Origin of the sequence: Bacterioplanoides sp. SCSIO 12839, assembly GCF_024397975.1 — a bacterium.
Classification (GTDB): Bacteria; Pseudomonadota; Gammaproteobacteria; order Pseudomonadales; family Oceanobacteraceae; genus Bacterioplanoides.
The window spans coordinates 2198264-2217559 of sequence record NZ_CP073745.1 but is presented as its reverse complement, the minus strand read 5'-3'; the positions used below and the strand labels follow the sequence as shown (position 1 = coordinate 2217559).

Annotated in this window: 20 protein-coding genes; 14 read left to right on the top strand and 6 right to left on the bottom strand. The window is 47.4% G+C overall.

The window, feature by feature from the left end; all coding sequences use genetic code 11:
* Positions 1-108: 108 nt before the first annotated feature.
* On the top strand, positions 109-357 hold the full coding sequence (locus KFF03_RS10220) for a hypothetical protein (protein WP_255856792.1): 249 nt from the start codon (positions 109-111) through the stop codon (positions 355-357).
* A 7-nt stretch (positions 358-364) separates the two neighbouring features.
* Here KFF03_RS10220 and KFF03_RS10215 read toward each other — a convergent pair whose 3' ends face one another.
* Positions 365-580: a hypothetical protein gene (locus tag KFF03_RS10215; RefSeq protein WP_255856791.1), complete on the bottom strand. Its 216-nt coding sequence runs from the start codon at positions 578-580 to the stop codon at positions 365-367.
* A 304-nt stretch (positions 581-884) separates the two neighbouring features.
* On the opposite strand from KFF03_RS10215, the gene KFF03_RS10210 reads away from it, so the two are divergent.
* From KFF03_RS10210 to KFF03_RS10190, 5 genes are all read left to right on the top strand, one after another.
* Positions 885-1259, top strand: a complete 375-nt coding sequence (locus tag KFF03_RS10210) for a hypothetical protein (RefSeq protein ID WP_255856790.1) — start codon at positions 885-887, stop codon at positions 1257-1259.
* A gap of 350 nt (positions 1260-1609) precedes the next feature.
* The gene (gene coxB, locus KFF03_RS10205; RefSeq protein ID WP_255856789.1) at positions 1610-2737 is read left to right on the top strand and encodes a cytochrome c oxidase subunit II; all 1128 of its coding nucleotides are present in this window, start codon (positions 1610-1612) and stop codon (positions 2735-2737) included.
* The gene (gene ctaD / locus KFF03_RS10200; RefSeq protein ID WP_255856788.1) at positions 2721-4307 is read left to right on the top strand and encodes a cytochrome c oxidase subunit I; all 1587 of its coding nucleotides are present in this window, start codon (positions 2721-2723) and stop codon (positions 4305-4307) included. The genes coxB and ctaD overlap by 17 nt, the downstream gene beginning before the upstream one ends.
* 8 nt (positions 4308-4315) lie before the next feature.
* The gene (locus KFF03_RS10195; RefSeq protein WP_255856787.1) at positions 4316-4960 is read left to right on the top strand and encodes a cytochrome c oxidase assembly protein; all 645 of its coding nucleotides are present in this window, start codon (positions 4316-4318) and stop codon (positions 4958-4960) included.
* A 1-nt stretch (position 4961) separates the two neighbouring features.
* On the top strand, positions 4962-5819 hold the full coding sequence (locus KFF03_RS10190; protein WP_255856786.1) for a cytochrome c oxidase subunit 3: 858 nt from the start codon (positions 4962-4964) through the stop codon (positions 5817-5819).
* A 28-nt stretch (positions 5820-5847) separates the two neighbouring features.
* Here KFF03_RS10190 and KFF03_RS10185 read toward each other — a convergent pair whose 3' ends face one another.
* On the bottom strand, positions 5848-6033 hold the full coding sequence (locus KFF03_RS10185; RefSeq protein ID WP_255856785.1) for a DUF2909 family protein: 186 nt from the start codon (positions 6031-6033) through the stop codon (positions 5848-5850).
* A gap of 61 nt (positions 6034-6094) precedes the next feature.
* Between KFF03_RS10185 and KFF03_RS10180 the strand changes: the two genes are divergently transcribed.
* From KFF03_RS10180 to cyoE, 4 genes are all read left to right on the top strand, one after another.
* Positions 6095-6808 (top strand): SURF1 family protein, encoded by a 714-nt coding sequence (locus KFF03_RS10180; RefSeq protein ID WP_255856784.1) that lies wholly within the window; start codon positions 6095-6097, stop codon positions 6806-6808.
* A gap of 61 nt (positions 6809-6869) precedes the next feature.
* Complete coding sequence (locus tag KFF03_RS10175; RefSeq protein ID WP_255856783.1) at positions 6870-7502, top strand: hypothetical protein; 633 nt, start codon at positions 6870-6872, stop codon at positions 7500-7502.
* 1 nt (position 7503) lies between these two features.
* Positions 7504-8568, top strand: a complete 1065-nt coding sequence (locus KFF03_RS10170) for a heme A synthase (protein WP_255856782.1) — start codon at positions 7504-7506, stop codon at positions 8566-8568.
* Positions 8558-9454, top strand: a complete 897-nt coding sequence (cyoE, locus tag KFF03_RS10165) for a heme o synthase (RefSeq protein ID WP_255856781.1) — start codon at positions 8558-8560, stop codon at positions 9452-9454. Before KFF03_RS10170 ends, cyoE begins: the two co-directional genes overlap by 11 nt.
* 56 nt (positions 9455-9510) lie before the next feature.
* On the opposite strand, the gene KFF03_RS10160 is transcribed toward cyoE, so the two are convergent.
* Positions 9511-11232 (bottom strand): beta-ketoacyl synthase, encoded by a 1722-nt coding sequence (locus KFF03_RS10160; RefSeq protein ID WP_255856780.1) that lies wholly within the window; start codon positions 11230-11232, stop codon positions 9511-9513.
* Positions 11233-11358: 126 nt separating this feature from the next.
* On the opposite strand from KFF03_RS10160, the gene KFF03_RS10155 reads away from it, so the two are divergent.
* The gene (locus KFF03_RS10155; RefSeq protein ID WP_255856779.1) at positions 11359-12357 is read left to right on the top strand and encodes a GlxA family transcriptional regulator; all 999 of its coding nucleotides are present in this window, start codon (positions 11359-11361) and stop codon (positions 12355-12357) included.
* Here the strand turns inward: KFF03_RS10155 and KFF03_RS10150 are convergent.
* Positions 12343-13191, bottom strand: a complete 849-nt coding sequence (locus KFF03_RS10150) for a transporter substrate-binding domain-containing protein (protein ID WP_255856778.1) — start codon at positions 13189-13191, stop codon at positions 12343-12345. The two genes, KFF03_RS10155 and KFF03_RS10150, sit on opposite strands and share 15 nt — an antisense overlap.
* Positions 13192-13391: 200 nt before the next feature.
* Between KFF03_RS10150 and KFF03_RS10145 the strand changes: the two genes are divergently transcribed.
* Positions 13392-14750 (top strand): TrpB-like pyridoxal phosphate-dependent enzyme, encoded by a 1359-nt coding sequence (locus tag KFF03_RS10145; protein WP_255856777.1) that lies wholly within the window; start codon positions 13392-13394, stop codon positions 14748-14750.
* A 100-nt stretch (positions 14751-14850) separates the two neighbouring features.
* Positions 14851-15642, top strand: a complete 792-nt coding sequence (locus KFF03_RS10140) for a zinc-dependent peptidase (RefSeq protein ID WP_255856776.1) — start codon at positions 14851-14853, stop codon at positions 15640-15642.
* A 62-nt stretch (positions 15643-15704) separates the two neighbouring features.
* Here the strand turns inward: KFF03_RS10140 and KFF03_RS10135 are convergent, their stop codons facing one another.
* Together KFF03_RS10135 and KFF03_RS10130 are read right to left on the bottom strand one after the other, a co-directional pair.
* Positions 15705-16193: a MaoC/PaaZ C-terminal domain-containing protein gene (locus KFF03_RS10135; RefSeq protein WP_255856775.1), complete on the bottom strand. Its 489-nt coding sequence runs from the start codon at positions 16191-16193 to the stop codon at positions 15705-15707.
* Positions 16194-16221: 28 nt separating this feature from the next.
* Entirely contained in the window at positions 16222-17202 is a 981-nt protein-coding gene (locus KFF03_RS10130; RefSeq protein ID WP_255856774.1) for an alpha/beta fold hydrolase, read from the bottom strand.
* Between the two features lie 256 nt (positions 17203-17458).
* On the opposite strand from KFF03_RS10130, the gene KFF03_RS10125 reads away from it, so the two are divergent.
* Positions 17459-19126 (top strand): AMP-binding protein, encoded by a 1668-nt coding sequence (locus KFF03_RS10125; RefSeq protein WP_255856773.1) that lies wholly within the window; start codon positions 17459-17461, stop codon positions 19124-19126.
* Positions 19127-19296 lie beyond the last annotated feature (170 nt).

The window sequence follows — 19296 nt, the reverse complement described above, 5'->3', positions numbered from 1 at the left end:
CGGATCCGCTAAGCGCCGATATACAAGGGTATGACAAAATTATCCGCGACATCACATGACGGCAGGCAACGACGGTTTTTAATCCTCGGGTTATTGGTGATCTTGTTTATGAGCACACCTGCAGCGGCCATGTGTCGTGACCGTGACGCCTGGGCAGCCAGTGATGCGCTTGCCCTGCGCTTCTTCCGTGAGGCACAGGTGTTCAAACAAGCGAGGGTGCTGAAAGTTCATCATCCGTCAGGCCGTAAAGAAGTCGCCAGCTATATTCAGAATGGCGATAAGCGTTACAGCATCTTTAATCTGGTTGGGCCAGATTGTGTGGCGGTGTATCGTAAGCGTACCCGCCAAGGGGATTAATATCGTGTCAGGATGCTTGCCGCTCACGTAACGTTTTCAGACTTTGCTCAAATTTTTCCAGCCGGATTCTTTCTTTTTCAATCGCCGCTGCGGGCGCTTTAGACACATAACCACTGTTGCTCAGCTTATTGCTGATGCGTTGAATTTCTTGCTCAAGTTGAGTGATCTGATCGTTCTGTGATTGCTCTGTGCCGGACTGTGGGGCATCAATTGTCGCAGCCATAAAACCTACCTCCATGGTGATATCAGCTGATTTTTAAATCTCTTTAATAAGCATAGACCAATATTGTGTATTTGCTCGTTTTCATCAAAAACAATCGTGGTTGTCGTGTGCGGCAGGGTATAACGAAATTGTGGTGTTACAACTGTCAGGCTGGATGTTTTCTGATCAGACTGCGGTTGAGAAAAACTGGTTTATGCTTGTTATTGCTTACTTCCTTACTGAGCGCTTGTTAACAGAAGCCAACCTTTTGTTACCTGTCGCAACCGAAAGCTCCTTTCGTATATCGAAGGTGGGATCTATAGTCATGTTTGATATCAATAGTGTGAAGAGCCTGGGTTTGTTAAAACGTTTAATAAAACAGCTAACGCTTACCAGTACTGTCGTGATCGCTTCCGGATGCCAAAATCCAGAACATAACCCTCAGGGGGATGTGGACACCATTGGTGATGCCATGTCTCACTGTCGGCAATACACTAAGGCAGTCTTACCGGAAGGCACACTGATTGCGTTGGATGAATGGTCCAGTCGTGAGACACGGGAATATTATGATATTTATTTTGATGTGTCGGACTCGACGCAAACCGGCTATGCCAAATGCCGGGTTGATAAGATGGGTCTGATCACTTATCACGGTACCCGTGATTTTCGCACCAAGTCCCGGTCTTTTTCTGGTTTCTGATAGTATTCCCACTGATCTGGTAAGAGTATTACGCTCTTACCAGATTTTTTATGTATCCCTTCTTTATAACGATAAATACCCTCATTAAATAAGGTTACTCCAACTATCTTGCTGATTTCGATAACGTTTTTATGCTTTGGCTAATATCCCTATAAAATTACAAGATATAATGAAAAAACCTTCATTCTAAAAGTCTATAAAAATACTTTTTCACCTGTTTTTTTACAGTTGTTTTGCTGATGCTCCGACGCTTAACTGTATTCATTGCTGCTGGTTATATCGATAAGAAAATATTGCCAGCAAAACAGCGAATCAAGTTGAGCGTGAATACAGATTGAGAAGGAGTCTGTATGTCGGAGCTGAAAGAACAACAATGGAATTTGCCCGTCGGGGTGACAGAGATCAGTCAGGAAGTGTTTTCACTTCATATGATTATTTTCTGGATATGCCTGGTGATTGCCGTTGTTGTATTTGCCGTCATGTTCTGGTCACTGATTCGTTATCGCAAGTCAAAAGGAGCAAAAGCAGCACATTTTCACAAAAGTACCTGGGTTGAAGTTTTCTGGACGGCAATCCCGGTATTTATTCTGATTGTCATGGCAATACCCGCAACCGCCACCTTAAAAAAAATATACGACCCCAGCTCCGCCGATATTGATGTACTGATTACCGGTTATCAATGGCGTTGGCGTTATGAATATATGCAGGAAAAAATTCACTTTTTTTCTAACCTCGCGACTCCCATTGAACAAATCAACAATCAGGCCGCAAAAGGTGAGCATTATTTATTGGATGTTGATGAGCCTCTTGTCGTGCCTGTCGGTAAAAAAATCCGCTTTTTATTAACGTCGGCAGATGTGATTCATGCCTGGTGGGTACCAGAGCTTGCGGTTAAGAAAGATGCCGTTCCGGGGTTTATCAACGAAGCCTGGACCCGTATCGATAAGCCAGGAATTTATCGTGGGCAGTGCGCTGAACTGTGCGGTAAGAACCACGGCTTTATGCCAATTGAGGTGCATGCGGTTTCTGAAGCCGACTATCAGCAGTGGCTGGCTGATCGCAAACAACAACAGCAGGATGCTCTGGCGAATAATGAAAAACAATGGACGACGGATGCACTAATAGCGCACGGCGAAACGGTGTATGGCACTTATTGCGCGTCCTGTCATCAGATGAATGGTCAGGGTATTCCACCGGTTTTTCCGGCGCTTGCTGGCAGCCCGATGGTGTCGGAACCCGATAGGCTGCAACAGCACTTGGATATTGTGTTACACGGCAAGGCTGGGACTGCTATGGCGGCATTTGCCAATGTCTTATCAGCCGCCGATCTGGCCGCTGTGATTACCTATGAGCGTAACGCCTGGGGAAATGACTCTGGTGATTATGTGCAACCAGCGGACATCTCGAACATGTTGCAGGGTGAGCCTTCTGCGAATATGTCTTCAGCAGAGGAGGTAGTGGATGAACCAGAATCCTGATGCGACTCAGCGTGGTTTGATGCGCTGGCTTGTCACAACCAATCATAAAGAGATCGGCACCCTCTATCTGATTTTTTCCTGTGTGATGTTATTTGTGGGTGGGCTGATGGCATTGGTGATTCGTACCGAATTATTTCAGCCAGGGTTGCAATTTATCCAGCCGGAATTTTTTAATCAGATGACGACGATGCATGGCTTGATCATGGTGTTTGGCGCCGTGATGCCTGCGTTTGTTGGCTTGGCTAACTGGATGATCCCTCTGCAAATTGGTGCACCGGATATGGCATTGCCGAGGCTCAATAACTTCAGTTTCTGGTTATTGCCAGTGGCGTTTGGCATGTTGCTGTCGACTTTGTTGATGGAAGGTGGGGGGCCTAATTTTGGTTGGACATTTTATGCACCACTATCCACAACCTATGCGCCGCCTTCCACCAATTTTTTTATTCTGTCGATTCATTTAGCGGGTATCAGCTCTATTCTGGGGGCCATTAATATCATTGCCACTATTCTGAATATGCGCACCCCCGGTATGCGCTTAATGGATATGTCGATGTTTGTCTGGACCTGGCTGATTACCGCATTTTTATTAATTGCGGTGATGCCGGTGCTGGCTGGTGTGGTCACCATGATGTTGCTGGATATTAATTTTGGTACCAGCTTCTTTAATGCCGCAGGTGGTGGTGACCCGGTGTTATTCCAGCATTTGTTCTGGTTTTTTGGTCATCCGGAAGTGTACATCATGATTCTTCCAGCCTTTGGTATTGTGTCATTGATTATTCCGACCTTTGCCCGTAAACGTTTGTTTGGCTATCACTCGATGGTTTACGCCACCGCTTCCATTGCACTGCTATCGTTCGTGGTGTGGGCGCATCATATGTTTACGGTGGGTTTGCCGTTACCCGCCCAGTTATTTTTTATGTATGCCACTATGCTGATCGCCGTTCCCACCGGCGTTAAGGTGTTTAATTGGGTAGCAACCTTATTTCGGGGATCTGTATCGTTTGAATTACCGATGTTGTTTGCCCTGGCCTTTATTGTGCAGTTTACCATCGGTGGATTATCCGGCGTCATGCTGGCGATCGTGCCTGCGGATTTCCAATATCACGATACTTATTTTGTCGTGGCACATTTTCATTATGTGCTGGTTCCCGGCGCTTTATTTGCCATTATTGCGGCAATTTATTACTGGCTGCCTAAGTGGACCGGGCATTATCCCAGCGAAGTATTAGGGCGCTGGCATTTCTGGTTGTCGGTGATTGGCGTCAATCTTACTTTTTTCCCAATGCATTTCTCCGGTTTAGCCGGTATGCCACGTCGTATCCCCGATTATGCGTTGCAGTTTACCGATTTTAATATGGTGTCTTCGTTGGGGGGATTCTTGTTTGGGATTTCCCAATTATTATTGGTGATTGTGGTCGTACGCTGTATTAACGGCGGTGAAAAAGCGCCGGCAAATCCATGGGAAGGAGCAGAAGGCCTGGAGTGGTCAGTCCCCAGCCCTGCACCGGCACATACCTTTGGCCAACCTCCGGAGTTTATTCCGGAGCGTGATTCTCCATCGAGAGAGTAGGGGAAAAGATGATGCCAGAACAGATAGCACGAAATGAGACAGCACCAGCCGAAGCAACACCAACTGATACGGAGCAGCAGCTTGCGATTCAGAAAACCATTCGGCAATTGATCGGGGCATTAATTCTGATGGTGTTGTTCACCATCGCGTTAGTGCCCTTATATGACGTATTTTGTGATATTACCGGTTTAAATGGCCGTGCTTCTGGGCTATTGAAGCCATTGAACTCTGATACACAAACCCACGGTGTACATACTCAAGGGTTGCCGGGTGAAATTTCTGCACGCGATATTCAGTTTATTACTCAGGTTGGCTCCGGGTTGGCGGTTGCCTTTTATCCGCTAGACAGTTCCCAACGGGTTTTGCCTGGAGGAAAACATCAGGTGTATTTCCGTTTTAAAAATTTAACCGATCAGCCACAACAGGTGAAAGCGGTTCCCAGTGTCAGCCCGGCGCAAGCCAGCCGCCATGTATTAAAAATAGAGTGTTTTTGTTTTCAGGCGTTAACGCTGAAGCCTGCAGAGCAGATTGATATTCCGGTGGTGTATTTCCTGTCTGCGGAATTTCCTGATGATATATCTTCTATGACACTGGCCTACACCTTATTCCCGGTAATGGACGATATAACTGACGCCAGCTTGGTGGGAGGTTGATATGAGCAGTCAATATTACGTACCAGAAAGCAGCCACTGGCCCATTGCTGCCGTGGTGGTTATTGCGGTTTTTGCTATTTCAGCCGGGACTGTTCTGTCATATGGGGCAGGTGCCGGGCTGACGTTATTAGGATTGCTTGGCATTCTTTTGGTAATGTTTTTCTGGTTTCGCGATGTTGCCAGAGAATCGATGGCGGGATTCTATGATGCACAGATGGATCGTTCTTTCCGACAAGGCATGGCCTGGTTTATTTTTTCTGAAGTGATGTTTTTTTCAGCCTTCTTTGGAGCGCTGTTTTATATCCGCACCTTTGCTTTACCCTGGTTGGATGGTGAGGGCGCTAAGGGCATAACCGCTTTATTGTGGCCGGACTTTGTTGCTTCCTGGCCATTATTAAATCCTCCAGGTGAAGAGTTTTCAGGCCCTCAAGGGGTTATTGACCCATGGCATTTGCCATTAATTAACACTCTGTTGTTGGTGACATCCAGCCTCACTCTGACCGTTGCCCATCACGCGCTTAAGTCCAACCATAGAAAGGTTTGCCAGGCTTGGCTGCTGTTTACTCTTCTACTTGGTTTCGTGTTTTTGGTTGTGCAGGGCATTGAGTATGTTGAAGCGTATGAAAAGCTGGGCCTGACTCTTCAGGCAGGCGTTTATGGTGGTACCTTCTTTCTGTTAACCGGCTTTCATGGTTTACACGTCACCATTGGTGCTGTGATTTTGTTGGTGATTCTGTTGCGTTTACGGAAGGGGCATTTTACAGCACAACAGCATTTTGGCTTTGAGGCAGCGGCCTGGTATTGGCACTTTGTCGATGTGGTTTGGTTAGGGTTATTTATTTTTGTCTATGTAGTCTGAAGCGATGAGGTTTCTGTTTGACGGTTTATCAATCAGTCTGGTACCACAAAAACCAAACCAGTAGCTCAGCCACTAGTAACAGAGCCAGGCCAATGCGCCAGCTGAGAGAACGAAGCACCCGGTGTGTGGTTGAATCATCTTTGATCAGAAATCCTGCCGCCACGAACAGGCTCAGCAGCATCAGGGAAAACGTTATCAGGATCAGTATTTTCATGATTTAACCTCTGGCTCAAGCCCATGTTTAACCCCAGGCTTGTATTTTTATGGTGAATGTTATGGCAACACAATCAATTAAAAATGCAATAAAAAATGACCATCCTGGTGTGTACCTCGGGCAGGTACTTTGGTGGAGTGTATGGCTGTTGGTGGTATTTTCTGGTTTGGTGTTGAGCCATTGGCAATGGCAAAGAGCCGCTGAAAAACAACAACTGCTGTTACAGCAACAGCAGGCTGATTCTTCCGTTAATCCTCACCTCGAACCGGCTCATTTATCGGAAGTGATTCTGACCGGACAATTTCTCAATTCTCACAGTCTCTGGCTGGATAACAGAACATTAAACGGCCAGGTCGGCGTGGCGTTATTAACGCCTTTTGTCGATGTGGCCGGCCGGCTTTGGTTGATTGATAGAGGCTTTGTGAACACTCAGGGAAAACGAGGAACGCTAGATCAACACATACCAGCAGAACAATCCCGTTTGGTTGTGATTCATGGCATTTGGCAGACCCTTAATGATACAGATACCGGATTTGTTCTGGATGATAAACCCGAAGGAAAGCGGATTCCCAGAATAGACCTGGTGTACTGGCCGGAAGCAACTTATCACTTCTCCGGTGTGTTGCATTTACAGGTAAATAGTCAGGGCTTGGACGAGCGACAACGCTGGTGGCGGCCTTATCAGATCACTCCGGATAAACATCTGGGTTACAGCCTGCAATGGTTTTTATTAGCAGCCGTTGCCTTGGTGTTTGCCATTGTTGGTCGACGCTGACCGAAGGGTTTAATTGAGAGAGCTTAAGCCAGAGCGGTTTTTATTAAGTGGAGGATAAATCATGCTAAAACCCGATAAGCTGAAACTCCTGTTATTGCTGGCAATTTTATTCTTTCCGGTGCCTTTAGCCTGGTCAATGTGGTTCTGGAAAGTGGGTGTGCCGGATGACTCGACCGTTCATGGCGACCTGATGCCTCAGGTCAGCAATATCCGTGATTGGCCATTATCCTATCGGGATACCCCCAGCCAATCTGAAAACAGTAATCCGTCGATGTATCAGCATCAGAATCAGCGCTGGTATTTAATTTTTCGTTGCCCGGCTGATGAATCCTGTGTGTTAAGAGATCAGTTATGGCGTATGCACAGAGCATTAGGGCGGGAGGCTATTCGGGTACAGCGCTGGCTGTTATTACCAGAAAATCAGATGTATTCGGCCGAGGTAAAGTTTAAAGGTGAGCAACTGGCATTTTTGAATAATGTGCCTGAGCCATTTGATATTAAACAATATCGGGTTTGGCTGGCTGACCCTCAGGGGCAAGTTGTGGTCAGCTATGGAGGCAAGATTATTGTTGAGGATGTATTCGATGATTTACGACACTTGCTAAAACGAAATCCGGCACCGCCCCAATGGCAAGCACAACAGTGGCAAACAAAACAGCGACAAGCCAGTCTTACCAGAATCGCGGAGCCATAATATGGAAAAAACCTTGTCTCGTATTATTGGTTTGTCGCTGTTGGCTGTCGTATTGACTTTGTTGGTATTGCTGTTGGGGGTTGCGACCCGACTGCTGGATGCTGGCTTGGGCTGCCCGGACTGGCCAGGGTGTTATGGCCGTTTATTGGTGCCGGATGCGGAGCAAGCCGCTCAGTTTTCTTCTCAGCCGCTGGAACCCGTGAAGGCATGGATGGAAATGGTTCATCGTTACGCCGCTGCATCACTGGGTGTGCTCTCGATTGTATTGTTACTGTTCAGCCTACGGATGCGTGCTCTGAATCAATCATTGTGGAAATACAGCCTCGCATTATTACTACTGGTTATTGGTCAGGGATTATTTGGTATGTGGACGGTGACGTTAAAATTATGGCCGGTGGTGGTGACCGCTCATTTATTGGGAGGGCTCACCTGCCTGATTGGATTTTTCAGTTTTTACTGGCGGCTGCGTGAAGTTGAGCCTGCAGACGCGGAGCAGGTAGTGGCTCCTGATAACACTTCACGTGGGCCTGTTAATCCATTGTTTTGGCTGACACTGGTGGTGCTGGTGGGACAAATTACTCTGGGTGGCTGGACCTCCAGCAATTATGCTGGCATCGCTTGTACCGGATTTCCTCAATGCAATCATGAATGGTGGCCGGACGCTGATTTCCAACAGGGGTTTCATTTAAGCCCTGATATTGGCCCGGACTATTTGCATGGTCAGCTGGAGGCTGCGGCCAGAACCGCGATTCATCTAAGCCACCGGGTAGGTGCCATGTTGCTAGGTATCAGTCTGATGTTGTTGTACTGGCAGCAACGGCATGCTGATACCTGCGTAAAGCGCTCTGTGATTCTGGTCGGTGTTTTATATGGTATTCAACTGACGGTTGCCTATTGGCTGGTCAGCTTGTCGCTGCCGTTTTTGTTGGCACTGTTGCACACTCTGATGGCGGCCTTGATCCTGATGGCATTGGTACAGGGTGGTTTTGAGGGTTTGGCATGGAAGCCTGTTAGAAAACCGAGCAGGAATCCTGTTGTTCGACTGAGGAGGGAGTATGGCCATTAACTCTGCGTTACCGCTGTCACCGTCTTTTTCAGACTTTTGGCAGCTGGGCAAGCCGCGCGTTGTGCTGGTGATGTTAGTGTGTGCTTTGGTAGGCATGTTGCTGGCGACACCTCAGATTCCCGAGCTTTCGGTTATTGTTATCTCATTATTGGGAATCGGATTGGCATCCATGGGAGCCGCGGCCTTTAACCATTTATTAGATCGCCGCTTTGACCGGTTAATGCGCAGAACTCAGCAACGACCGCTGGTGACTGAAAAACTCCAACCCTGGCAAGTGGCAGGTTATGCAACGTTACTGTCGTTGCTCGGGCTTTGGCTGTTGTATTGGGAAGTTAATGCACTGGCTTCATTATTAACGGCACTGTCGTTATTAGGTTATGCCGTGATTTATACGGCTTTTTTAAAACACGCTACGCCGCAGAATATTACCATTGGTGGTCTGGCGGGGGCGATGCCACCTTTACTAGGTTGGGTGTCGATCACCGGAACCATAGATGCGTATGCTGCGCTATTAGTGTTGATTATTTTTGCCTGGACCCCCGCTCATTTTTGGGCACTGGCGATCTATCGTTGCGATGATTATCGTCAGGCAGGGGTTCCCATGTTGCCTGTTACCCATGGATTAACATTCACCCAACTGCAGGTTTGGTTATATGCCTGGTTAACCGTTGTGGTGAGTTTGTTGCCTTATGTGGTTGGCATGTCGGGGTGGGTGTATTTGTTAGCCATGTTGGTTCTGAATGGCCGCTGGTTACTCATTAATTATCGGGTGTATGCACATCGGGGGAAACAATTATTACAGTCTTCCCGCTATGCATTTTGGTTTTCAATTCGTTATATCCTGTATTGTTTTTTATTTTTATTGCTGGACCACTATTTGATTTGAGACAGTTCTGAATTATTCAGAAATGTCTCAATGAATTATCGATTAAAACTTGTCGATTAAAGTTTCACACTTTGTTGCCAACCGCGGATATAAATTTCTTCGTCATTGATGGTCAGGTCATCAGCATCAAGAACCTGCTCACCAAACTGATAAACCGGTTTTACCTTGCCTGCGCTCATGTCCTCATTATATTGCCAGCTCTTTTCCTGAACTTTTTCATTACGATCGAGGTAGTGATTCCAGCAAGCTGCATCGCAGTTTTTTTGCATCAGTTCATGGGTTTTATGTGGCGAGACAATAAAGGCTGATGCGTTATTGCCACCAAAACCTTTGGAATTAATAAAAGCAATATCGGCTTCATTATTTTCAATGGGTGTGTGTTGCAATAAAAAGTTCAAACCATATTGATGAACATCTTCAGCGATGCGATCCGTTGTTGTAATGCCAGGAATAATATTGTGTGCCCAGGTGCCCAGTGTCATTAATAACTGATCAGCAGAAGCAACCGACAGTGGGTGCCCCAGGTGTGCTTTGACTGCGGTAATTTTCCAGTCATCAATGCCGAAGGCCTTAGCCAGCTCGGCATAAATGTGTGACTCAGTCACCCGGTTTTGAGGAGTGCTGCTGCCATGGGCATGAATAAAGCTGCCGTGCTGAATGGTTTGGCTGCCAAACCAGCGACGCGCTTCTGCCACGGCTTTGCCCATGGTCAGGTAGTTACCAATGCCCGGATTGGAAATAGACTTTTTGAAGCCATCAGCATTCACAAAAACATCTCCGACAGAACCATGCACGGTTAAACCCAATTCAAGAGCTAAGGCTTCATCCGTTAACACAAAAAACTGAGCGGATTCCGCAATGGTAAAGCCGCCATTATGACCAAATGGACGGCTTGATTGGCGGTAGTTGGGTTCTTCATCCACGGACTTACCATCCAGGTCACGCAGTTTTTGCTCGTTGATCAGAGCCGTCATTGCGGCGTAACCCTCAACAATCTCTGGCGTCAGTGGTGCTTCGGCATTGCCAACCACCACAATTCGGCGACGCCCCGAACGTAAGTCATCCAGAGTGGTTTTGAGGTTGTATAAAAAGGTGGCGCAGGCACCGACGCTACTGCCCGTTGCACCAACGTTGCCAAGCACGTAGGCGTTGACGAAGTCCGCAGGCATTTCGCTCAGGCCTAAGGCACATTGTTTGGTGCTGGTACGCTTGCCTAACAACGACGCCTGAATCATGCCACCGTGGCCTGCAGGATCCAGCTGTCCCATGGCGGAGCCGGCATACACGCCAATCTGATCCGGGCGGACATGTTGTTTCAGTTGATCCCATTCCACACCCAAAGAAGCAATTGCGTCTGAAGCGGCATAAATCGTTAGCTGCAAGCCTCGGGGATGATGACGTGATGGGTACTGTGCTGCCGGATCAAACCCCTTCGGTGTCTGACCTGCGCTCTGAACGGATAAACGTTTATGAGTCAGGCGCCAGCATTGTTCGCCTGCATCGTTTTTGAATGGCTGATGAAAAGGAATGTTTTCAGCATCCCACTCCACATTATCCCAGCCACGAATTAATGACCCTTGCAGGATGGTTTGTTGGTTGTCGAGTGGTTCGCCTTCAAGATTCATCAGCTGGTTGAGCGACGTCAGCGTTTCCAGCTGTTGCTGTTCATTCAATACATCAAAGATCACCCGCTGAAACGCCATGTGCGCAGAACTGCGACCAGCGGTATTGATTCCGCCAAATCCGGTAATTAAAGCAAGTGATGGTTGAGAGCTCATGATGAATAGGTCCGTTGGGTAACAATGAGAGACCATTGTAGAAAAGATAAATACAAATAATTAATACAAAATGGTCTTAATATGGGATAAAAAAGACGTGATTGGGTGTATTAAGGAAAGGCTCTTGTGATTGAGAAAATTGCGGTGTTGGCCGTCAATCAAATGTTGATGTCGAGTGTGGCGATTCCACTGGAAATGCTGGAGGCTTGCCGTGCCCGTTTGCGTTTGGCACGTGATCCGGCGATGAATTTTACGGTCGAGGTGATCAGTCAGGACAAGCAACCTGTCAATGCATTGGGCGGGATTCTTATGTCACCGAATGCGGCTGTTTCTGATCTTGCCGGGGATGAACTGCGTCCGGATTTGATTCTGGTGCCAGCCCTGTGGCGCGCCCCCAGAGCGGTGATTGCCAGGAATCCGGATCTTATCGCCTGGCTCGCCAGACAATATCAGGCGGGTAGCCATATATTTGCTGTTGGCACTGGTGTGTGTTTGTTGGCCGAAGCCGGATTGCTGGACGGCAAGCCCGCCGTTACGCATTGGCACTATCTGGAAACGTTTGCGCAGGACTATCCCAGGGTCAATTTGCAGGCTAACTACTTATTGACTCAGTCTGACCGGATGTATTGTGCTGCCAGTGTTAATTCGGGTGCTGACATGATGATTCATATTCTTGGGTTGCTGTTTAACCGGGACTTGGCATTGCAGGTTGAGCAGCAATTTTCTCCAGAGGTACGTAACCCATTTGAGAAAAAGGTTTTTTATGCTGATGGCCGTCATCAACATGGCGATGAAGAAATTGCATTGGTCCAAACCTGGATGCAACACAATCTGAAAGAGCCTTTGGTATTGTCGAAACTGGCGAAAATGGCAGGAGTTGGTGAGCGTCAGTTTGATCGGCGATTCAAGCAGGTAACCGGTTTGGCGCCGGGAAAATATTTGCAAAAAATTCGCTGTGAACAGGCTCACGAGCTGCTGCAGAATACCAACTTGTCGATTGCAGACATTGCCGCCGCTGTTGGTTATCTGGATTCCGGCTATTTTATCCGTATCTTCAGAAAACATTCCGGGCAGACGCCGGGTCAGTTGCGGCAGAAGGTTAAGTCAAAACTATTCACTTCTTAGCAGACGGTTAACCGTACCTAAATACTGATCGATATACTGTTGCAACTCAGCTGTATGTTCGGGGTGCGACAGCAGTGTGTTAAACAGTTGAATCAGCTGGTTGGCTTGAGAATGTTTAGGTGAAATGGCCACATAAAAAGGTTTGCTTTCCAGGCAGCCAGCTTGTTTCAGTGCCACCGTTTTCTCTCCTTGTTGTTGCTGATATTGATGTTGATGTTGAGCCCAGCGGGTAACGCGCTTTTCCTCAATCAATGCATCCGCACGTCCGGCCTGAACCAGTCGTACCAAACGCCGACTTGGCTCTGCGCCGGAGACTTCAAACAGGTTGGCTGCATTATCTGTATTCTGAATGTAGCTGTGTAATGGCTCGTTGTAGCCATAATCCTGAATATAGGCCAGCCGGACGCTTGGCAGCGATTCCTTGCCCTGGTATTGCCAGCTGGATTCCTGGGGGACAAAAAAACAATCCTGATAGCTGGTGATAGGCACTTCTGGCATTAATAGGATGCCACTTTCTTCCGGGACCACGGTTAACAAGCCATCAACTGCACCATTGTTGGCCTCGGCCAATGCCCGTGACCAGGGCAAAAAACGAATGTTGAGTTGGATGCCATTATCCCCTAACAGTTGTGTCAGGTATTCACTGATGATTCCGGGTTTGTGATTTGACTGGTCACTGCCAGCTGGATTGTCTGGTGCGCATGAGTAGGGGCACCAATGTGTGGCAGCAAAGGTGAGTTGGTCAGGCAGTGAGCCATTGTTGTCGAATGCCTGAACATTCGGTTGTAGTGTTATAAAGCTACACAAGATGCTGAGCAGCAAGGTGCGAGGCATAAGAATGAGTTCTGATCCTTGATTAACTTTCAGCTTATCCTCAGCCTCTCTCCGAGGCAATCAATTGAGGGGATAACCGAGCCAATAAATTGAATGAATAGTGCCTATCATTGGCAGAATTACCAATAAATATTGAGGTATTAATGCTTATATCATAGAGTTCTCACCTTATAACCTTTAAAAATGTAGGGAAGTACTCCATGAAGCAGACGAAAATTCTGTTGCCTGAAACTGAAATGCCAACTCAGTGGTATAACGTTGCCGCTGATTTGAAAAAACCACCAGCGCCGCCTCTTGGCCCTGATGGCAAGCCAATGGATCCGTCTGCTATGTCAGCCATTTTTGCTGACAATATTATTGAACAAGAAGTATCTGACCAGCGCTGGATTGATATTCCGGACCCAGTTCGCGAGATTTACCAGCAATGGCGACCAACACCGATGTTTCGTGCACATCGCCTGGAAGAAGCGTTGGGTACCCCTGCGAAAATTTACTACAAATACGAGGGCATCAGCCCGGCTGGTTCGCACAAACTGAACTCAGCGATTCCTCAGGCCTATTACAACAAGGTTGCTGGCATTAACCGTTTGACCACCGAAACCGGTGCGGGGCAGTGGGGTTCTTCGCTGTCATTGGCGGGTCAGATGTTTGGCATTGATGTACGCGTGTATATGGTAAAAGTCAGTTTTGAGCAGAAGCCATTCCGCCGCTCGATGATGCAAACCTGGGGTGGCGAAGTGTTGGCCAGCCCAACCAATCTGACAGAAACCGGACGTAAAATTCTGGCAGAGGACCCGAACAACCGTGGCTCTTTAGGAATCGCTATTTCTGAAGCCGTTGAAGAAGCCGTAGGCCGTGAAGACACTAAGTACAGCCTGGGCTCGGTACTGAATCATGTGTTATTGCATCAAACCATCATTGGCCTGGAAGCGAAAAAACAGTTCGCGATGGTTGGCGATAGCCCAGACATGATTTTTGCCCCTTGTGGTGGAGGTTCTAATTTTGGTGGCGTGGCGTTCCCATTCTTTGCGGATGAAGCGGCTGGTGGTAAACAGACCCGTCTGGTTGCTGTTGAGCCAACGTCTTGCCCAAGTTTAACCAAAGGCCATTACGCCTATGACTTTGGAGATACGGTAGGTCATACGCCGATGACGTTACAGTACACTCTGGGGCATGACTTTATGCCACCAGGTATTCATGCGGGTGGTCTGCGTTATCACGGTGCTTCATCACTGGTATCACAGATGTACCACGAGAAACTGATTGAGGCGGTTGCGGTGCCTCAGGTTGCAACCTTTGACGCCGGAGTTCAGTTTGCCCGTGCAGAAGGTATTATCCCGGCACCGGAATCGAATCATGCGATTCGCGCTTGTATTGATGAAGCATTACGTTGCAAAGAATCCGGTGAAGAAAAAACGTTATTCTTTAACTTATCCGGCCATGGTCACTTCGATATGGTGTCGTACGATAAGTATCTGAATAAAGAGCTGGAAGATTACGAGTATCCGCAATCTGAAATTGATGCGGCGCTGGCGCGTTTGCCAAAAACAGCGTTATAAGGCTCGGTGTGATAATGACATACACCGCTGAATAATACAGAGGTGGCTTAACCGTCATTGGCCGTTGCCGATGGCGGTTTTTTTATATGTAGGTTGGTCAATGTTCCGGCAATTAAAAAACATAATTCTGAGCTGGTTTTCTCCTGCGCAAACAGATGACTTTTTCTGGCAGCAACGCTGGAGCGATTTTTTACAAACAAACGTTGGTTTTTATCGCTCTCTGAATTCAGCCGATCAGCGGGTGTTTGAACGCAACTGTTTTGCTTTTTTGCAAACCACCCGGGTAGAAGCAAGTGGTGTTGATATCACTGATGAAGACCGACTGTTGGTCGCCGCCAGCGCTGTAATACCGGTTTGGGGGTTTCACGACTGGCCATACCTGAGTGTGAAAGCCGTTGTACTTTTTCCTGGATTATTTAATCGCGATTTTCAGGTTGGCTTGCCTGATTCCACCATTGCCGGAATGGTGGGAAGTGGACCAATGGAAGGTAAGATGGCGCTGAGCAAACCCGATCTTCATTACGGTTTTAAAAATAGCAAAGATAAGCAGAACGTTGGTGTGCACGAATTTGTTCATATTCTGGATATGGTCGATGGTGAGTGCGATGGTTTCCCTGAAGTCGTTCAGGCTGGCCATTGTTCTAAACAATGGTTTGAATTGGTGCAGTATAAAATTGCGCAGATAGAAAAGCGTAAAAGTAATATTAACGAGTACGGTGCAACCAATTCGCAGGAATTTTTTGCCGTAGCATCGGAGTATTTTTTTGAACGGCCGCTGATGTTGAAGCAAAAGCACCCAAAACTGTACGATTATCTGAGTGATTTTTATCGTCAAAATCTGGCAGACATTGAGATGGATAAGAAGAAAAAGAAAACAACAAAAAAGAGCTGACCCCAGGGCACGTCTGAATTATTCAGGCGTGCTCTGGAATAGATTTTGGCATGGTAGAGTGATCAGGCAGTCTCAGTGGATGCGATGGTCACCTCCGGAACATCCGGTGCATTAACGGTCATTTTCTCCGTCGGTGCCATCACCGTCGCTTCACCTGTAGCAACGACTTTGCCATTTTGGTTGGTTACCGTGCACTCCAGCGACACAATCGGTTTTGACTCATGTTTGCTGGCTACCTTTAGTTCAACGGTTAATGCATCACCAATCATTACCGGTTTACGGAATGACAGGTTCTGGCCCAGGTAAACCGTACCCGGGCCGGGCAGATCCATGGCTAAGGCCGCAGAAATCAGTGCGCCGGTAAACATGCCGTGAGCAATCTGACCTTTAAAGGGAGTGGTCGCAGCATATTCTGCATCCAGGTGAACCGGGTTATGATCGCCGGATACGGCAGCAAACAGGATCAAATCCTTTTCACAAACGGTATGTTTGCGAATGCAGCTTTCGCCGATCTCGATTTCTTCAAATGTGCGGTTAGTAATGGTTTCCATTGTGTATCCTTTCCGTTATTGGATTTTACTATGATTTCCTGTTAACAGCCCTGGCTGCGATTGTCTGAACCCAGGTCAGTATGTCCATGCGAACATCCTGAGCATTGGTTTCATTTAACACTTCATGTCTGGCGTCAGCGTATAAGTGGCAGCTGACATTTTTATGACCCGATTGTATTAAGGCCTTGTGTAAGGCTTTGACGCCTTTGCCTTTTTGCCCGACAGGGTCCTGATCACCCGCTATCAGTAATATCGGCAGATCAGCATAAATCTTTTCAAGATTGCGCCGATTGCTGATTTCAATAAGGCCGCCGAACAGGTCAATCCACAACTGCAGAGAGCAGGCATGGCCACATGCCGGATCATCAATATAGTCGTCGACCTGTTTTTCATCTCGAGATAGCCAGTCAAAATCTGTGCGCGCAGGTTTAAAGTGGTTGTTAAACGAACCAAAGGATAGGGCATCCATTACCTTAGATTGAGTACGTTCACTCTGAAACACTTTTAATATTCGGGCAACAGTTTGTCCTGCGTAATACAAGGCAGGCGACTGATAGTTAGATCCTGACAGAACTAATCCGGATAAACGCTGGCTATGGCGTACTGAAAACCCCTGAGCAATAAATGACCCCATGGAATGACCGAACAAAATAATCGGCAGCTGGCCATCCTGGCTGACTTCTGAAAGCTGTTGTTGCACCTGGAGCATATCGTCGATGACCAGCTCCCAACCGCTGTGGCCTAGGTCGGAGTTGTTCTGGTGTTGTTTGTTATGATGTTGTTTGCTATCCGCGAAGTGCCCCTGTGGCAATCGTTCTCCATGGCCTCTGTGATTATGTGTAACCACATTAAAGCCATTCTGATTCAGTAATTCTGCCAACGGCAGGTAGCGTAAGCAGTGTTCAGCCATGCCATGAACAATATGCACCATGGCTTTCGGCTTTTCATGTTGCCAGATGTGAGCAGAAAACGTTTGGTTATCAAGTGTCTGGATAATGCGAGTTTCCATTCGGTAGGCCTGGGTCGTGGTATTGAATGATGATTGTTGTTTGCCCTATAGGCTGTCTGTTATGTAGCGTTTTGTAAACAGCTGATAACTGTTTTTGCTGGAATAGAGTAAAAGCGCTAAACTGCGCCGCGTATTTTTGCGCTGTACTAACGTCTAATAAGTCATTGTCTTAAGCCGTTAAAACTGATATAGCGATAATAATAATTTAATCAACATGGCGTTGCCATGTGATCTTAAGATTCATTCAGGAGGTTGTATGAACGAGCAATTCTTCCAGGAACGTTACCCGGAAGGTTACCCGAAGTCAGTAGATCCGGACCAGCACGAATCCGTTGTTGAGATTTTCGATGGTTTTGTTGCCAAATTTGCGGATCGCCCTGCATTTACTTGTCTCGGTCAGACGATTACTTATGCCGAACTGAATGAAAAAAGTGCTGCCTTCGCGGCTTACCTGCAAAACGAAACAAGCTTGCAGGCGGGCGATCGAATTGCCGTTCAGTTACCAAACATACTGCAATATCCAATCGTTGTGTTTGGTGCGATGCGTGCTGGCATGGTTGTGGTTAACACCAACCCGCTGTACACCGAGCGTGAAATGGAGCACCAGTTTAACGACTCAGGTGCAAAAGCGCTGGTTGTTCTGGCGAATATGGCGTCTAAAGCGGAAGCCGTGTTACCTAACACAGGCATTAAACATGTGATTGTTACCCAGGTGGGTGATATGCATGGCCTGGTTAAGCGTACCCTGATCAACACTGTGATCAAACACGTTAAGAAGGAAGTGCCTGCTTTTAATATCGCCGGTTCTGTACCACTGCGAACTGCTTTAGCGAAAGGTGCTGGCAAAACCTTCACGCCAGTTAAAACGACACGTGATGATGTCGCTGTACTGCAATACACTGGTGGCACCACGGGTGTTGCCAAAGGCGCGATGCTGACCAACCGTAACCTGGTTGCGAATATGATGCAGTGCCGTGGTTTGTTCACCATGGTATTAGAAGAAGGTAAAGAAACAGCGATTGCACCGCTGCCGCTGTATCACATTTACGCTTTTACCGTGCACTGTATGGTATTGCTGCAAACAGGTAACCACTCGGTTCTGATTCCTAACCCACGTGATATCCCGGGTTTCATCAAAACACTGCAGCAATATAAGTTCAGCACGTTTGCTGGCCTGAATACTTTGTTTGTGGCTCTGTGTGGCCAGAAGGAATTCTGTGATCTTGATTTCTCTGAGTTAAAGCTGACCGTTTCTGGTGGTATGGCATTAACCAAAGATGCCGCAGATCAGTGGAAGGAAGTAACCGGTTGTGAAATTGCCGAAGGTTTCGGCATGACTGAAACGTCACCTGTGGTTTCTTTCAACCCACCAGGTCACGTGCAGCTGGGTACTATTGGTATGCCGGTCAGTGGCACTATGTGTAAAGTGATTGACGAAGATGGCAACGATCAGGGAATTGGTAACCCTGGTGAGCTGTGTGTGAAAGGCCCGCAAGTCATGAAAGGTTACTGGCAGCGCCCTGAAGCAACGGCAGAAACCATCGATGAAGATGGTTGGTTGAAGACTGGTGACGTTGCGGTGATTCAGGAAGACGGCTATATGAAAATCGTTGACCGTAAAAAAGACATGATCATCGTATCCGGCTTTAACGTTTACCCGAATGAAGTTGAAGACGTTGTGGTTGCTCACCCGGATGTGGTTGAAGCAGCGGCCGTTGGTGTGCCTGACCCTAAGAGTTCAGAAGCGGTTAAAGTCTTCCTGGTATCGAGTAATGAAGACCTGACGGCTTCTGATGTGATTAACTGGTGTCGTGAGCGTTTAACAGCGTACAAGGTACCTCGTCATATCGAATTCCGAGATGAGCTGCCAAAAACCAACGTCGGTAAAATCCTGCGTCGTGAGCTTCGTGACGAAGTGAAGTAAGGCGATCAAACGAAGAACGTGCTAAGAACTAATAAGTTCTGTTAAAGCTGTTAAAATACGCCCGCCCGGGAAACCGGCCGGGCGTTTTTTATTGGATTTTTAATACTGTTATTCCAGCATTATTTTGCTTTCACCGGATCGGAGGCACATCCCTGTGCCTTCGATCCTAC

Excerpts from the sequence above, each read along its gene's own strand:
- KFF03_RS10220 (WP_255856792.1), top strand. The coding sequence starts at position 109 with ATGAGCACACCTGCAGCGGCCATGTGTCGTGACCGTGACGCCTGGGCA.
- KFF03_RS10215 (WP_255856791.1), bottom strand. The coding sequence starts at position 580 with ATGGCTGCGACAATTGATGCCCCACAGTCCGGCACAGAGCAATCACAG.
- KFF03_RS10210 (WP_255856790.1), top strand. The coding sequence starts at position 885 with ATGTTTGATATCAATAGTGTGAAGAGCCTGGGTTTGTTAAAACGTTTA.
- coxB (WP_255856789.1), top strand. The coding sequence starts at position 1,610 with ATGTCGGAGCTGAAAGAACAACAATGGAATTTGCCCGTCGGGGTGACA.
- ctaD (WP_255856788.1), top strand. The coding sequence starts at position 2,721 with ATGAACCAGAATCCTGATGCGACTCAGCGTGGTTTGATGCGCTGGCTT.
- KFF03_RS10195 (WP_255856787.1), top strand. The coding sequence starts at position 4,316 with ATGATGCCAGAACAGATAGCACGAAATGAGACAGCACCAGCCGAAGCA.
- KFF03_RS10190 (WP_255856786.1), top strand. The coding sequence starts at position 4,962 with ATGAGCAGTCAATATTACGTACCAGAAAGCAGCCACTGGCCCATTGCT.
- KFF03_RS10185 (WP_255856785.1), bottom strand. The coding sequence starts at position 6,033 with ATGAAAATACTGATCCTGATAACGTTTTCCCTGATGCTGCTGAGCCTG.
- KFF03_RS10180 (WP_255856784.1), top strand. The coding sequence starts at position 6,095 with ATGGCAACACAATCAATTAAAAATGCAATAAAAAATGACCATCCTGGT.
- KFF03_RS10175 (WP_255856783.1), top strand. The coding sequence starts at position 6,870 with ATGCTAAAACCCGATAAGCTGAAACTCCTGTTATTGCTGGCAATTTTA.
- KFF03_RS10170 (WP_255856782.1), top strand. The coding sequence starts at position 7,504 with ATGGAAAAAACCTTGTCTCGTATTATTGGTTTGTCGCTGTTGGCTGTC.
- cyoE (WP_255856781.1), top strand. The coding sequence starts at position 8,558 with ATGGCCATTAACTCTGCGTTACCGCTGTCACCGTCTTTTTCAGACTTT.
- KFF03_RS10160 (WP_255856780.1), bottom strand. The coding sequence starts at position 11,232 with ATGAGCTCTCAACCATCACTTGCTTTAATTACCGGATTTGGCGGAATC.
- KFF03_RS10150 (WP_255856778.1), bottom strand. The coding sequence starts at position 13,191 with ATGCCTCGCACCTTGCTGCTCAGCATCTTGTGTAGCTTTATAACACTA.
- KFF03_RS10145 (WP_255856777.1), top strand. The coding sequence starts at position 13,392 with ATGAAGCAGACGAAAATTCTGTTGCCTGAAACTGAAATGCCAACTCAG.
- KFF03_RS10140 (WP_255856776.1), top strand. The coding sequence starts at position 14,851 with ATGTTCCGGCAATTAAAAAACATAATTCTGAGCTGGTTTTCTCCTGCG.
- KFF03_RS10135 (WP_255856775.1), bottom strand. The coding sequence starts at position 16,193 with ATGGAAACCATTACTAACCGCACATTTGAAGAAATCGAGATCGGCGAA.
- KFF03_RS10130 (WP_255856774.1), bottom strand. The coding sequence starts at position 17,202 with ATGGAAACTCGCATTATCCAGACACTTGATAACCAAACGTTTTCTGCT.
- KFF03_RS10125 (WP_255856773.1), top strand. The coding sequence starts at position 17,459 with ATGAACGAGCAATTCTTCCAGGAACGTTACCCGGAAGGTTACCCGAAG.